Below are 13,363 nucleotides of genomic sequence, written 5' to 3'. Positions count from 1 at the left end.
GGGCAAATACCGCTTTGACGCGGATCAAACTTCACATCAAAACCTGTGATTAAGTGCTTACTTCCCGCTCTCTTTATCGTTGCGCAGTCGCCCATTCAGGATGAACCCAAGGCCGGTCATTGGCCTTCGACAAAGCCTCTTTACCCAGCAGATGATCCGACATTTTCTCACCCACCATGATTGACGGCGCATTGAGGTTTCCATTGGTGATCTGCGGGAAGATCGAGCTATCCGCGACCCGAAGCCCGTCCACCCCAATCACCCGGCCCTGAGGATCTACAACCGCATCATCGTCATCTGCACGCCCCATTCGGCAGGTTCCGCAGGGGTGATATGCACTTTCTGCATGTTCAGCGATGAAGGCATCCAGATCTGCATCCGACTGAACAGCAGCCCCCGGTTGAATTTCATGACTTGCAAACGGTTTGAATGCGGGCTGTTCGAAAATCTCGCGCGTGAGGCGGATGCAGGTGCGAAAATCCTCCCAATCCTGTTTGTGGCTCATGTAGTTGAACCGGATCACCGGCGCGTCTTCGGGCCTGCCCGAGCGGAGGGTCACCGATCCGCGCGACGGTGAACGCATCGGCCCCACATGTGCCTGAAATCCGTGCCCTTCAGCTGCGGCCTGCCCGTCATACCGGATTGCCATCGGCAGGAAGTGGTACTGAATATCGGGATATTCGACACCGGGTCTCGAACGTATGAAGGCCGCGCTCTCGAACTGGTTCGATGCGCCCAGACCGGATTTTGTAAATACCCACTGCGCGCCGATCAACCCTTTGCTGAGCAGGTTCCAGTGCTTGTATAACGTGATCGGCTGCAGCGAGGCCTGCTGGATATAAAGCTCCAGATGATCCTGCAAATTTGCGCCTACTCCCGGACGGTCAACCACGACAGAAATCCCGTGCGCGGCAAGTTGCGCGGCGGGGCCGATTCCGGACAGCATCAGCAGCTTTGGGGAATTGATGGAAGAAGCCGCAAGGACAACCTCGCGGCGGGCGCGGATCACCTCTGTCTGCCCGCCACGGATCAGTTCAACCCCGGTCGCGCGCCCCTCTTCGATGACCACCCGGGTCGCAAGCCCGCGCACAATGTTGCAGTTGTCGTATTTGAGTGCGGGTTTCAGATAAGCATTCGCCGCCGACCAGCGCCGTCCTTTCCAGACAGTCTGATCCATCGGGCCAAAGCCTTCTTGTTTTTCTCCATTATAATCGCCTGTAACTTCGTACCCAGCCTGTTGCCCCGCATCGACGAAGGCTTGAAACAAGGGGTTATGTCGAGGCCCTCGTGACACATGCAAGGGGCCATCACTGCCCCGCCAAGATGCGTCACCTCCATGGCCGCCATCATGCCAGGTCTCCATACGTTTGAAATACGGAAGCACGTCCGCATAAGACCAGCCATCCGCGCCCATATCGGCCCAGGTGTCAAAGTCGCGCGCGTGACCGCGCACGTAAACCATGCCGTTGATCGAAGATGACCCGCCGATCACCTTGCCGCGCGGACAGGCCAGCCGGCGGTTGTTCAAATGCGGCTCTGGCTCTGATTGAAACCCCCAGTCATAACGCGCCATGTTCATCGGATAGCTGAGGGCAGCAGGCATCTGAATAAAGGGCCCGACGTCGGTACCGCCGTGTTCGACTACCAGAACCGAGGCCCCGGACTCGCTGAGCCGATAGGCCATCGCACACCCTGCGGACCCAGCCCCGACGATAACAAAATCTGCTTCCATAGCTCTATCTCCGGTCCGCGCGGGTCAAGATTTTTCGTCGAAAAATCTCTTTGCCTCCGGCGGGAGTATTTTCAAAAAGATGAAGAGGTTATTCTCCGCGCGGGAAGCGTTGGGTGTCTTCCACGTCGTTGAGGTCCATGTGGTTGCGCATATAGCGTTCAGACGCTTTCTGCAGCGGTTGATAATCCCACGGATAATACCCCCCTTGCCGCAGGGCCTCGTAGACCACCCATCGACTGGCCTGACTGGCCCGGACCTCCGCATCAAAGCGGTCGAGGTCCCAGCGAGCTTCGGATTTGGCGCGCAGGGTTTGCAGGGTTCCGGCGTGATCGGGATTCGCGGCCAGGTTTTGCGTTTCGTGCGGATCGGCTTCGAGATCAAACAGCTGATCGGGGTCCAGCACGCATCTGTTGTATTTCCACTTGCCATAGCGCAGCGACACCAGCGGTGCATAAGAGGCTTCGGCGGCATATTCCATCGCAACCGGCACGGTGCGGTCTTGCCCACGAGCCAGCGGCACCAGATCCTCGCCATCCGTCCATGGAGCGATCTCGGCCATGTCGACGCCAGCGAGCGCCCCAAGGGTTGGTGTAACGTCGATTGTGGATACCGGTGAATCGATGCGCCCCACGGGAAGGTCGGCTGCTGAAATCATCAGCGGAACCCGAGCCGAGCCTTCGAAGAAGGTCATCTTGAACCACAGGCCGCGTTCCCCCAGCATATCTCCGTGATCTGAAACAAAGAGGATGATCGCCTCTTGCCGGGTCGCGTTCAGCACCTCCAAAATATCTCCGATCTTGTCGTCCAGATAGGAAATATTGGCAAAATAGGCACGGCGGGATTTGCGGATATCCTCTTCGCTTATGTCGAAGCTGCACCAGTCGTTTGCGTCGAAGATTCGTTTCGAGTGCGGGTCCTGATTGTCATAACCAAGATCGGCGGTCTGGGGCAGAAGATGCTCGCAATCCTCATAAAGGTCCCAGTATTTACGGCGCGCCACATATGGATCATGGGGATGGGTGAAACTGACAGTCATGCACCACGGACGATCATCTTTGCCGCGCGCAAGGTCATACAGCTTTGCCTTGGCGTGATGGGCGACCTCGTCATCATATTCCATCTGGTTCGTGATTTCCGCGACGCCGGCCCCCGTGACCGAGCCCATGTTATGATACCACCAGTCAATCCGTTCCCCGGGTTTTCGGTAGTCTGGCGTCCAGCCAAAATCGGCCGGATAGATATCGGTGGTCAGGCGCTCTTCGAACCCGTGCAGCTGATCGGGGCCAACGAAATGCATTTTACCGGACAGGCAGGTGTAATACCCGGCCCGGCGCAAATGATGCGCGTAGGTCGGGATATCGCTGCGGAACTCGGCCGCGTTGTCATAGACCCCGGTGCGCGAGGGCAGTTGGCCGGACATGAAACTGGCTCGTCCCGGCGCGCATAAGGGCGATGCGGTATAGGCATTTGCGAACCGCGTGGATCGCTCGGCCAGTTTTTTCAGGTTCGGAGCATGGAGCCAGTTTGCGGGACCGTCAGGAAAGAGGGTTCCGTTCAACTGATCCACCATCAGGATCAGGATGTTGGGTTTTGTCATTTTTCAACCTCAAGGAACGTATCAAGCACACGCATGGCGTGAGTGACGGCAAGGTCGGGTTCTTCCGGCGCATTGAGGGCGGCGTGGATATACAGGCCGTCAATCAGGGCGACCATGTCCTCGGCGGCCTCAACCGGATCCCTGAGCACCGGGCGCAACGCGTCGATCAGGTTGGATTTGATCCGCGCCTGATAGATTTGCCACAGGCGCAGCGCCTCTTGATTGGTTTGGGCCAGCACATAAAAGGTCATCCAGGCAGCAATAACATCAGGGGTGAAACAGGAGGGTGCGAAACAGGCCCGGATGATCGCCTGTGCGCGTTCCTTTGGTGCGGCGGCTTTCAATTGCTCCCGCACTTCGGTCGCGAAATCGGTCAGAATCTGGCGCATGGCGGCCAGAAAAATCTGATCCTTACCGCCAAAATAATGATGCGCCAGAGCGCTGGACATACCTGCGCGTTTGGCGATCTGGCTGACGGTGACATCCAGAGATTTTTTCACACCAAGCTCGGCGATCGTGGCCTTGACGATCGCATCCCGCCGGATCGGTTCCATTCCGAGTTTCGGCATTCCTGCCCCTTTGTCACGCCTTTGGAGTTGTGACAAAAATGCTAGGGCTTCTTTATTGACTCGTCAATCAATAAACTTGAATTCCGCGGTGGCGGGCTTTCAGACCCCTGAAGCGGGGTTGGCCTTGCAGTTCGACCTTTGCTCATCACAGCTTCGCGCCACGTGATGAAGCTGACTGCGGTCAGGATCAGAGTGCCTCCGGCGACGACCCAGATATCAATGCCTTCGTGGAACACCGCTGCTCCCAAAATGGTGGACCAGATCAGCTGCAGGAAAGTGACCGGCTGAGTGACCGCAACAGGCGCGGCCTGCAATGCAAGCGTCATGAAATAATGCCCGCCTGTCGCGAATGTGGCGATTAGGAACAGGATACCCAGATCCCACAGACTTGGGGGCTGCCAGACCGAAACCGCGAAGGGAACCAACGCAATGGTAACCCAAATCGAAAGGTGCGCCACAACAACCGACGGGCGGATTTCGCGCACCATCACTTTGGCCAGCAGATAGGATATGCCAAGCGTCAAAGACGTGCCCAGCATCGCCATATGCCCTGCCGTGACCTCGCGAAACCCCGGGCGCAGAATAATGAGGACACCGACAAGCGCCACCAAGATTGCCGCGATCCGCCGAAAGGCCAGTTTCTCGCCCAGAAACAGGGCCGCACCGGCGGTCACGTAAACCGGTGTCATGTAGTTCATCGCCGTGACCTCGGCCAGAGGAATGCGCGTCATCGCAAAAAACCACAGCATCACGGCCAGTGCGTGCACGACACCCCGTACACCAAATAGCGTCAGGTTGCGCTTTGACAGAGGCGTTCCAGATAGGGCGCGCAAGGCGGGAAGCAGAAACACCAAGCCCAGAGCATAGCGAAGAAACGCCGCCTGTATGGGGTTCATATGGCTGCCCAGAGTTTTGACCAGCGCCGTCATGGCCACAAAGGACAGACCAGCCGCGAACATCCAGAACATTCCGGCCATTGGGCGCGACAGATCGGTGGTTTGGGTCATGGCACGGTTGAACACCCATTTGAGGGTGGCCACAACCCTTCACATGACAACGAGTTTCGCCGCGATGCCAAGCATGACCAGTCCAACCACCGCATCCAGCACCTGCCAAGCCCGGGGGCGGGCAAAGAGCGGCGACAGTATTCCGGCCCCGTAGCCCAGTGAAAAGAAGAAGACGAAGCTGGAAGTCATCGCGCCCAGCGCGAAGGCCAGCCGATTGTCATATTGGGCTGAAATCGACCCGATCAAGACAACCGTATCCAGATAAACATGGGGGTTGAGCCATGTGAACGCCAGCACCGTCAGCATGGCTGTGCGCAACGTCGTAGCATGAGCGCCGCCGACGTCCATGACTGCTCCACCCTTCCATGCAGAGGCAAGACTGCGCAGACCATACCATGTGAGGAAAATGGCGCCTCCGTACCGCATCACCGTTTCAAACCATGGCACCGTGTGTGCAAGGGTACCGAACCCGGCCACCCCTGCTGCGATCAGGATGGCATCGGACACGGCACAGGTCAGGCACAGCGGCAAGACATGCTCGCGCCGAAGGCCCTGACGCAGGACAAAGGCATTTTGCGCTCCGATGGCGAGGATGAGGCTAAAGCCAAGCACGAACCCGGCGATCATGGGATTGGACATGTGATCTCCTGTAATGCGCTGTTGACTAACCTCTGGCTGTGCGCCAATCAAATTAAAGAAAATTGCATGAGTTAAGTTTGACTAATGTTGCTCGATCCTAGCCACCTCGCGGCGTTGTCGGCCATTCTGCGCACCGGCAGCTTCGATGCCGCCGCGACCGAGCTGGCGGTGACGCCCTCGGCCATTTCCCAGCGCATCAAATCACTTGAGGATCGTGTCGGCTCGGCACTGGTTCATCGCGGGACGCCCTGCACGGCGACACCGGCAGGCCTGCGGATTGCACGGCACGCCGAGGATATTGGCCTGCTTGAGGCACAACTGAGCCGGGAACTGACACTGGGCCAAACTGATGGCCCGGCAAGGGTACGGATCGCGGTTCCGGCCGACAGTCTGGCCACATGGTTCATCGGCGCGATGGCACAGACATCGGATATGCTGTTCGAGCTGGTGATCGATGATCAGGATCACTCGGCCGATTGGCTGCGGCGGGGTGAGGTCAGCGCGGCCGTGACTGTCGGCGGCCAGCCTGTGGCGGGGTGTGATACGCATGCGTTAGGCACGCTGCGTTATCTGGCAACTGCCAGTCCGGAATTTATAGCGCGGTGGTTTCCAACCGGGGTATCGACAGAAGCGCTGGGAAAGGCGCCGTGCCTGACATTCAATCGCAAGGACAACCTGCAAAAGACTTGGGTTGCCGAACGGACTGGCCGTCGCCTGTCCACGCGGACCCACTACCTCCCGTCCACGCAGGGCTTTGTCGAGGCAGCTATGGCCGGGCTTGGTTGGGGGATGAACCCGATCGCGCTGGTGCAAACTGCCCTTGCCGAGGGTAAACTGTGCGAACTGGTCCCCGGAACACCACTGGATGTGCCCCTGTCATGGCAAACGCGGCGCATCCTCGCCCCTGCGCTAAAACCTCTGTCTCGGGCGGTTCGGCGAATGGCGGCCAAGCACCTGATTGCAGTGGAAGGTGACGTTTGACGCTACGCTCAGACTAGTCCCACGACGACATCCCGGCAGAAACAAAAAAGCCCGACCAGATGGCCGGGCCTGAATCGTGATATGACGGCGCGTCAAAGCTGCGCCATGACCTCGTCGGTTGCGTCGAAATTGGTGGTAACACGCTGCACGTCATCATCATCTTCCAGCGCGTCCACCAGCTTCATCAGCTTTTGCATGTCTTCCAGACCCAGCTCGGTGGTGGTGGTGGGTTTCCAGACCAGCTTGGTGGATTCGGATTCGCCCAGCGCCTCTTCCAGCGCGTTGGACACATCGTTCAGATCGGTGTCGGCGCACCAGATGATGTGACCGTCTTCCGAGCTTTCAACATCCTCGGCCCCGGCCTCGATCGCCGCTTCGAAAATCGTGTCCGCGTCGCCTGCATCCGCCTGATACACAACCTCTCCCTTGCGGTCGAACATGAACCCGACCGAACCGGTCTCACCCAGATTGCCGCCATTCTTCGAAAAGGTCGAACGTACGGTCGAAGCCGTCCGGTTGCGGTTGTCGGTCATGGTCTCGACGATCACCGCCACACCATTGGGACCATAACCCTCGTACCGGATTTCTTCGTAATCGTCGCCTTCACCGGCCACAGATTTCTTGATCGCGCGGTCGATCACGTCCTTTGGGACCGAGTTCGACTTGGCCTCTTTCACCGCCAGACGCAGGCGCGGGTTCTTGTCGGGGTCGGGGTCGCCCATCTTGGCGGCCACGGTGATCTCTTTCGACAGCTTGGAAAACAGTTTGGACCGCGCGGCGTCCTGACGTCCCTTGCGGTGCTGGATATTGGCCCATTTGGAATGGCCTGCCATGGTGCGTCCTCGTCATCGTAGTTTCGTGTTCGGCGCTCATATAGACGGTTGCAGCGCTTGAGTTCAAGAGACCGGCTTGTTCACACGCCCCCCACAGGTATGGTGGCGGCATGACGACGGACCAGATTATTCTATTTAGCCTTTTTGCCACTGTTTTCGGGATGCTGCTTTGGGGGCGTTTCAGATACGATATGGTGGCTTTCACGGCCCTTATGGTTGGTGTCGTCCTCGGTGTTGTCCCGGTTGAACGCGCCTTTGCCGGGTTCGGCCATCCGGCGACCATTATCGTTGCGCTGGTTCTGGTCGTCTCGGCCGGGCTGGTGCGGTCGGGGGCAGTGTTTCTGATCACGCGTTCGCTGGTTGATGCCTCGCGCGGGCTGGGGGCGCATATTGCGCTAATGGGTGGCATCGGGGCGGTTCTGTCGGCCTTCATGAACAACGTCGCAGCACTTGCGTTGCTGATGCCGGTCGACATCCAGACCGCGCGCAAGGCGGGGCGGTCCGTGGGTCTGACCCTGATGCCGCTGAGTTTCGCGACCATTCTGGGCGGGATGGCCACGCTGATCGGCACACCTCCCAACATCATCATCGCCTCGATCCGGGCCGAAACCCTGGGCGAGCCGTTCCGAATGTTCGATTTCGCCCCGGTCGGTGGCATCGCTGCGCTGACAGGGTTGGCGTTTGTGGCATTGGTGGGCTGGCGTCTGATTCCGAACCGGGGACCGCAGACTGAAACATCCGAGGCGTTGGCCGAGTACATTGCGGAACTGACCATCCCACCCGAGTCACCCCAGATCGGCAAACGTGTCAGCCAGCTTTATGAGGATGCCGAGAAATCTGATGTCGCCATCATCGGCCTGATTCGGGATGGGAAACGGCTTTATGGGCGGTCTGCCCACAGGACATTGCAGGAAGGCGACGCGCTGGTATTAGAGGCCCGCCCCGAAGCGTTGGATGAATTCCGCGCCGCGCTCAACCTGAACTTTTCGGACACACGGCGACAGGAGCTGTTGACCGCCGAAGGCGACGGGCTTGAGGTGATCGAAGTTGTGGCAACCGAAAGCGCCCGCATCACCGGGCGCACCGCGCAGGGTCTTGGTCTGGCGTGGCGGCAGAGCACGGTATTGATGGGGATCTCGCGTCAGGGACGTCAAATCACCCAGCAGGTGCGCAAGACCGAGGTTGAGGCCGGGGACATTCTGCTGCTGCTCTGCCCGCGCGACCGCAGCGCGGATGTGACCGAGTGGCTGGGCTGTCTGCCCTTGGCCCAGCGGGGCCTGAACGTGACGGCCAATGACAAGGCGTGGCTGGCAATTGGCCTGTTTGCCGCCGCCGTGCTGGCGGCCAGTATCGGGCTGATCTATCTGCCCATCGCTTTGGGACTGGTCGTTGTGGCCTATGTGCTGACCAAGATCATGCCCATCGCCGATATCTACAATCACATCGAATGGCCCGTGGTGGTGCTTTTGGGTTCAATGATCCCATTGGGCAGCGCGCTGGAGACGTCGGGCGGGACCGAGTTGATCGCCAACGCGCTGATCCAACTGACCAACGGCCTGCCCGCATGGGCCATCCTGACCGTGCTGATGGTGGTCACCATGACCCTGTCGGATGTGCTGAACAACACCGCAACCGCCATCGTCGCCGCCCCCGTCGGCATCCAAATGGCGCGTACGCTTGAGGTTTCACCCGACCCGTTCCTGATGACGGTGGCCGTAGCGGCCTCGGCGGCGTTCCTGACGCCGATCGGGCACAAGAACAACACGCTGGTGCTTGGTCCCGGAGGCTATCATTTCGGCGATTACTGGCGCATGGGCCTGCCGCTGGAGATTTTGATCATCGCGGTCTCGATCCCCTCAATCCTTGTGTTCTGGCCGCTTTGACGGGTAAAGGCAGCGCATGAAACGCTTTCTGATCCTGCAACTGCGCCCGGAAACCGATGCCTCGGATGCCGAGTACGCCTCGATTCTGGACAAAACCGGCCTCAGCCCCGCGCAGACCCACCGCATCCGGTTGGATTGCGAAGACCTGCCCGAGGGGCTGGACGTCACCGATTACGCCGGTGTCATCGTCGGCGGCGGACCCGGTTGCGTCAGCGACGACCCGGCCAGCAAATCTGCGCTGGACGCAAAGATCGAAGGCGCGATCATGGGGCTGATGCCTCAGATCACCGCGCAGGATCATCCATTCATGGGTTGCTGTTATGGCTTGGGAATCCTGACCGCGCATCTGGGTGGCGACGTCAGCAAGCGGCAATATGGCGAACCGGTTGGCCCATCCGATTGCCGCCTGACCGACGAAGGCGCGCAAGACCCGCTCACTGCTGGGCTGCAGCCGGAATTCGAGGCCTTTGTCGGCCACAAAGAAGCGGTGCAATCCCTGCCGGACGGCTGCATCCATCTGGTGGCCTCAGACCCCTGCCCGTTCCAGATGATCCGTTGGGGACAGAACGTCTATGCCACGCAGTTCCATCCCGAGGCGGACGCGCATGATTTCGAAGAACGCATCCATATCTACAAGGATCACGGCTATTTTCGGCCCGAAGATGCGCAAGGCCTGATCGATATGTGCCACGCCGCCGACGTCACCCAACCGGGCGAGATCCTGCGCCGATTTGCACAACGCTACGGCTGACCCAACGGAGCGGTTGCCTGATCCACGACCACTGGCATAGGCTGTTCCGAACGGCTTTGGGAGGAGTTGTTCTTGGACCTGCTAATCAATGTCGGCCTGCCGCTGTCGTTGGCAATCATTATGCTGTCTCTGGGCATCGGGCTTGAGGTCGCCGATTTCCGCCGTGTCCTAAGCCGGCGCTACCCTTTTGCCATTGGCGCGTTGTGTCAGGTCGTGCTGCTGCCGGTTGCGGCGTTCATCACGGTCAAGCTGTTTGCCCTGCCCCCCGAGATCGCGGTGGGGTTCATGCTGCTCAGCTTTTGCCCCGGCGGGGTGACCAGCAATATCCTGTCAAAGCTTGCCAAGGCCGATGTTGCCCTGTCGGTCAGTCTGACCGCGGTCATCAGCCTGCTCTCGCTCATCACCGTGCCCATTCTGGCGGCCTGGTCTGTCGCACATTTCATGGGTTCGCAAGCACCCGAGGTTTCGATCACCGGATTGGCCATCGCCCTGTTCCTGATCACCACGCTGCCGGTGGCCATCGGAGTCAGCACCCGGCATTTTGCCCCCGGTTTCGCCGACCGGATCGAGGCAGGCTTGTCGAAACTGGCAACCACGCTGTTTGTTCTGGTCGTTCTTGCCGCGCTGGCGGGGAACTGGCAATTGTTTGTCGATAACCTCGGCATCATGGGGGCCGGGCTGATCACCCTGAACCTTGCCTTGCTGCTGATTGGATTGGGGCTGGCGCGGGTTGCAAATCTGTCGTGGAATGAAAGTAAGACCGTCTCGATTGAGACCGGTATTCAGAACTCGACGCTCGGGATTACACTGGCCGCGCTGATGACCGGGACCGAAAGCGGGTTCAGCCCGCTGGCCCTGCCATCCGCCGTCTACGGCATAACAATGTATGCCGTGGCGCTGCCGTTCATCCTTTGGTTCCGCCGCCGCTGAAAGGACTATTGATGAGCAACAATACAGCAGACGCAATCATTGTCGGCGCCGGGCTGGCGGGTCTGACCGCAGCCGCTGAACTAAGCGATCGGGGCAAGAAAGTCATTGTTCTGGATCAGGAACCTGCGCATTTTCTGGGCGGGCAAGCGTTCTGGAGTCTCGGCGGACTGTTCATGGTCGATACCCCCGAACAGCGGCGCATGGGCATCCGCGACAGCCATGATCTGGCCATGCGCGACTGGATGGGTAGCGCGCAATTTGACCGTGCGGAAGATGCATGGCCGCGCAAATGGGCCGAGGCGTATATCGAGTTCGCCGCCGGAGAAATGCGTCCCTGGCTGCACGAGATGGGCCTGCGCTGGTTTCCCATCGTCGGATGGGCAGAACGCGGCGGCTCCTATGCGGATGGGCACGGCAATTCCGTGCCGCGCTTTCACATCACATGGGGCACCGGACCCGGCGTACTTGAACACTTCATCCGCCGCGTTCGCGGCCATGTCGACACCGGTCTGATCCAGCTGAAATTTCGCCATCAGGTCAGCCATATCATCATGCAAAACGGCTGTGCCAAGGGCGTCTCGGGCGAGGTGCTGGCAGATGACACTGCCAAACAGGGGGGCCGCACCAACCGCGATGAGGTCGGTGAATTCGAAGTTTACGCCCCTTCGATCATTGTGACTTCAGGTGGGATTGGTGGCAATTTTCAAATGGTGCGCAAGAACTGGCCCCGCGACCGGCTGGGCGAGCCGCCAAAGGAAATGGTGGCAGGCGTGCCCTTTCACGTCGACGGCCGCATGATCGCGATCAGCGAAAAGGCTGGCGGGCATGTGATCAACGGCGACCGGATGTGGCATTACACCGAAGGCGTGCGAAACTGGGATCCGATCTGGCCGTCTCATGGCATTCGCATTCTGCCCGGCCCCAGTTCGATGTGGTTTGACGCACGCGGCAACCGGATGAAACCGCCCTGCCTGCCGGGTTTTGACACGCTGGGAACGCTTAAGGAGATCCTGAAAACCGGGTATGAATACAGCTGGTTCGTGCTGACCCAGAAAGTGATCAAGAAAGAATTTGCACTGTCCGGGTCCGAGCAGAATCCTGACATGACGAATGGGGGTTGGCGCGAGGTGTTGTTCCAGCGGGTTCTGACCGGATCAAAAGCAACGGCACCGGTCGAGGCGTTCAAACAGCATGGCGAGGACTTCATCGTTGCCAACACCCTCAGCGAGCTGGTACGCGGCATGAACCAGATGGGCGAGGCCCAGATCGACGAAGCTCATCTGCGCGCTCAGATCGAGGCGCGGGATTCGCAGGTGGATAATCCATTCACCAAGGACGCCCAAATGGCGGCCATACTGGCTGCGCGCAACTATCGTGGTGACCGGCTGATCCGCACCGCGAAACCGCACAAGTTTCTGGACCCGGCCAATGGCCCGCTGATCGCCATCAAGCTACATGTGCTGACCCGCAAGACTCTGGGTGGGCTGCAAACCAATCTGGACAGCCAGATGATCGGCGCGGATGGTCAGGTCGTCCCCGGCCTGTTTGCCGCCGGTGAGGTCGCGGGGTTTGGCGGCGGCGGGTATCACGGCTATAACGCGCTGGAAGGCACGTTTCTGGGCGGCTGCATCTTTTCGGGCCGCAATGCCGGTCGGTCGCGCGCCGTGGCCTGATCAGGGCGTGCGAATGAATTTCAGAACCGGCTCGCCCGAAGCGTCCAGCATCGCAAGGCTGTCACCCGCAACCGCGTAGGTCGCAACGGTCTGCAAAGCGGCGAAGAACTGCCTTTCAACTTTTTCAAGTTCAGGGGCGCAGGCCATCAGGGTGGCCGCCATGTTATCGGGAAACTCCAGCATGGTGCCCGACAGCCGGGCCTGCCCCATGAACCGGTTGCATCCGCCCGTACCGCTGAACGCGCCGTCTTGTGCAAAGGACAGCTGCGGCGGTCGGTCGGTGGTCAGTGTGTCGGCATTGATGCCGATGGCGGTCCAATTGGTATCACCCAGGCCCGGTTGGTTTTCACCGCCCACCTGCACCAGCAGCAAATCAGCTGTTTCTCCGGCCCCGTTTGTCAGCACCGGATGCACCGTGTCAGTAATGAACAACAGCTGTCTTCCGCTATAGATTGCTGCGCTGACGGAATAGGTCAAACCATCCCGGATCAATGCCTCATCATAAGTCAGCTCGAACTCTGCAGGCACCGCGCTCAGCGCATAACGCTGGGATGCCAGCGTGACTGCGGGTACATCCGCCAGTGAGATATCCTGTAACTGGACATAAAGCGTGGCACCTTCGGGCACAGCAATCTGTTCGCGGTAGGTGGCGGTTCCCGTCACCGTCCCTGCATGGCTTTGACTGCCCAGCAACGCCACCAGAACAGCAGCTGCTATGATCGCTTGACCGAGTTTTGGAAAAGGCATGATCCCATCCTTTCACATCCG

General features: G+C 59.5%; 12 protein-coding genes. 5 read left to right on the top strand and 7 right to left on the bottom strand.

The window, feature by feature from the left end:
- Nucleotides 1-73: 73 nt before the first annotated feature.
- The 5 genes from betA to ACR0K4_RS03910 form a co-directional block, all read right to left on the bottom strand.
- Nucleotides 74-1,732: a choline dehydrogenase gene (gene betA, locus ACR0K4_RS03930; protein ID WP_480517186.1), complete on the bottom strand. Its 1,659-nt coding sequence runs from the start codon at nt 1,730-1,732 to the stop codon at nt 74-76.
- Between the two features lie 88 nt (nt 1,733-1,820).
- On the bottom strand, nt 1,821-3,329 hold the full coding sequence (gene betC / locus ACR0K4_RS03925) for a choline-sulfatase (RefSeq protein ID WP_480517188.1): 1,509 nt from the start codon (nt 3,327-3,329) through the stop codon (nt 1,821-1,823).
- Nucleotides 3,326-3,898 carry a choline-binding transcriptional repressor BetI gene (gene betI, locus ACR0K4_RS03920; protein ID WP_480517190.1) on the bottom strand — a complete coding sequence of 191 codons (573 nt, stop codon included), beginning with the start codon at nt 3,896-3,898 and terminating at the stop codon, nt 3,326-3,328. Before betI ends, betC begins: the two co-directional genes overlap by 4 nt.
- Before the next feature lie 41 nt (nt 3,899-3,939).
- Entirely contained in the window at nt 3,940-4,905 is a 966-nt protein-coding gene (locus ACR0K4_RS03915) for a DMT family transporter (protein ID WP_480853109.1), read from the bottom strand.
- Between the two features lie 39 nt (nt 4,906-4,944).
- On the bottom strand, nt 4,945-5,544 hold the full coding sequence (locus tag ACR0K4_RS03910) for a LysE/ArgO family amino acid transporter (RefSeq protein WP_480517192.1): 600 nt from the start codon (nt 5,542-5,544) through the stop codon (nt 4,945-4,947).
- A gap of 84 nt (nt 5,545-5,628) precedes the next feature.
- On the opposite strand from ACR0K4_RS03910, the gene ACR0K4_RS03905 reads away from it, so the two are divergent.
- Nucleotides 5,629-6,525: a LysR family transcriptional regulator ArgP gene (locus ACR0K4_RS03905; RefSeq protein ID WP_480852891.1), complete on the top strand. Its 897-nt coding sequence runs from the start codon at nt 5,629-5,631 to the stop codon at nt 6,523-6,525.
- A 92-nt stretch (nt 6,526-6,617) separates the two neighbouring features.
- Here the strand turns inward: ACR0K4_RS03905 and ACR0K4_RS03900 are convergent, their stop codons facing one another.
- Nucleotides 6,618-7,358 carry a YebC/PmpR family DNA-binding transcriptional regulator gene (locus ACR0K4_RS03900; RefSeq protein ID WP_480517196.1) on the bottom strand — a complete coding sequence of 247 codons (741 nt, stop codon included), beginning with the start codon at nt 7,356-7,358 and terminating at the stop codon, nt 6,618-6,620.
- A 110-nt stretch (nt 7,359-7,468) separates the two neighbouring features.
- On the opposite strand from ACR0K4_RS03900, the gene ACR0K4_RS03895 reads away from it, so the two are divergent.
- From ACR0K4_RS03895 to ACR0K4_RS03880, 4 genes are all read left to right on the top strand, one after another.
- Nucleotides 7,469-9,241 (top strand): SLC13 family permease, encoded by a 1,773-nt coding sequence (locus ACR0K4_RS03895; protein ID WP_480852889.1) that lies wholly within the window; start codon nt 7,469-7,471, stop codon nt 9,239-9,241.
- 16 nt (nt 9,242-9,257) lie between these two features.
- Nucleotides 9,258-9,992, top strand: a complete 735-nt coding sequence (locus ACR0K4_RS03890; protein ID WP_480852888.1) for a glutamine amidotransferase — start codon at nt 9,258-9,260, stop codon at nt 9,990-9,992.
- Nucleotides 9,993-10,064: 72 nt separating this feature from the next.
- Nucleotides 10,065-10,922 carry a bile acid:sodium symporter family protein gene (locus ACR0K4_RS03885; RefSeq protein WP_480852887.1) on the top strand — a complete coding sequence of 286 codons (858 nt, stop codon included), beginning with the start codon at nt 10,065-10,067 and terminating at the stop codon, nt 10,920-10,922.
- A gap of 11 nt (nt 10,923-10,933) precedes the next feature.
- Nucleotides 10,934-12,595: an FAD-binding dehydrogenase gene (locus tag ACR0K4_RS03880; RefSeq protein WP_480852886.1), complete on the top strand. Its 1,662-nt coding sequence runs from the start codon at nt 10,934-10,936 to the stop codon at nt 12,593-12,595.
- On the opposite strand, the gene ACR0K4_RS03875 is transcribed toward ACR0K4_RS03880, so the two are convergent.
- A complete protein-coding gene (locus ACR0K4_RS03875) occupies nt 12,596-13,342 on the bottom strand; it encodes a YbaY family lipoprotein (RefSeq protein ID WP_480852885.1) in 747 nt (248 codons plus the stop codon).
- Between the last annotated feature and the right edge of the window lie 21 nt (nt 13,343-13,363).

It is taken from the genome of Ruegeria sp. K11, from assembly GCF_056531905.1.
The sequence above is the reverse complement of the archived record's forward strand: the minus strand, read 5'-3'. Positions and strand labels throughout refer to the sequence as shown.

Bases quoted from the DNA above. Each gene is read 5' to 3' on its own strand.
- betA (WP_480517186.1), bottom strand. From the start codon at position 1,732: ATGGAAGCAGATTTTGTTATCGTCGGGGCTGGGTCCGCAGGGTGTGCG.
- ACR0K4_RS03880 (WP_480852886.1), top strand. From the start codon at position 10,934: ATGAGCAACAATACAGCAGACGCAATCATTGTCGGCGCCGGGCTGGCG.
- ACR0K4_RS03905 (WP_480852891.1), top strand. From the start codon at position 5,629: ATGTTGCTCGATCCTAGCCACCTCGCGGCGTTGTCGGCCATTCTGCGC.
- ACR0K4_RS03895 (WP_480852889.1), top strand. From the start codon at position 7,469: ATGACGACGGACCAGATTATTCTATTTAGCCTTTTTGCCACTGTTTTC.
- ACR0K4_RS03900 (WP_480517196.1), bottom strand. From the start codon at position 7,358: ATGGCAGGCCATTCCAAATGGGCCAATATCCAGCACCGCAAGGGACGT.
- ACR0K4_RS03915 (WP_480853109.1), bottom strand. From the start codon at position 4,905: ATGACCCAAACCACCGATCTGTCGCGCCCAATGGCCGGAATGTTCTGG.
- betI (WP_480517190.1), bottom strand. From the start codon at position 3,898: ATGCCGAAACTCGGAATGGAACCGATCCGGCGGGATGCGATCGTCAAG.
- betC (WP_480517188.1), bottom strand. From the start codon at position 3,329: ATGACAAAACCCAACATCCTGATCCTGATGGTGGATCAGTTGAACGGA.
- ACR0K4_RS03875 (WP_480852885.1), bottom strand. From the start codon at position 13,342: ATGCCTTTTCCAAAACTCGGTCAAGCGATCATAGCAGCTGCTGTTCTG.
- ACR0K4_RS03890 (WP_480852888.1), top strand. From the start codon at position 9,258: ATGAAACGCTTTCTGATCCTGCAACTGCGCCCGGAAACCGATGCCTCG.
- ACR0K4_RS03910 (WP_480517192.1), bottom strand. From the start codon at position 5,544: ATGTCCAATCCCATGATCGCCGGGTTCGTGCTTGGCTTTAGCCTCATC.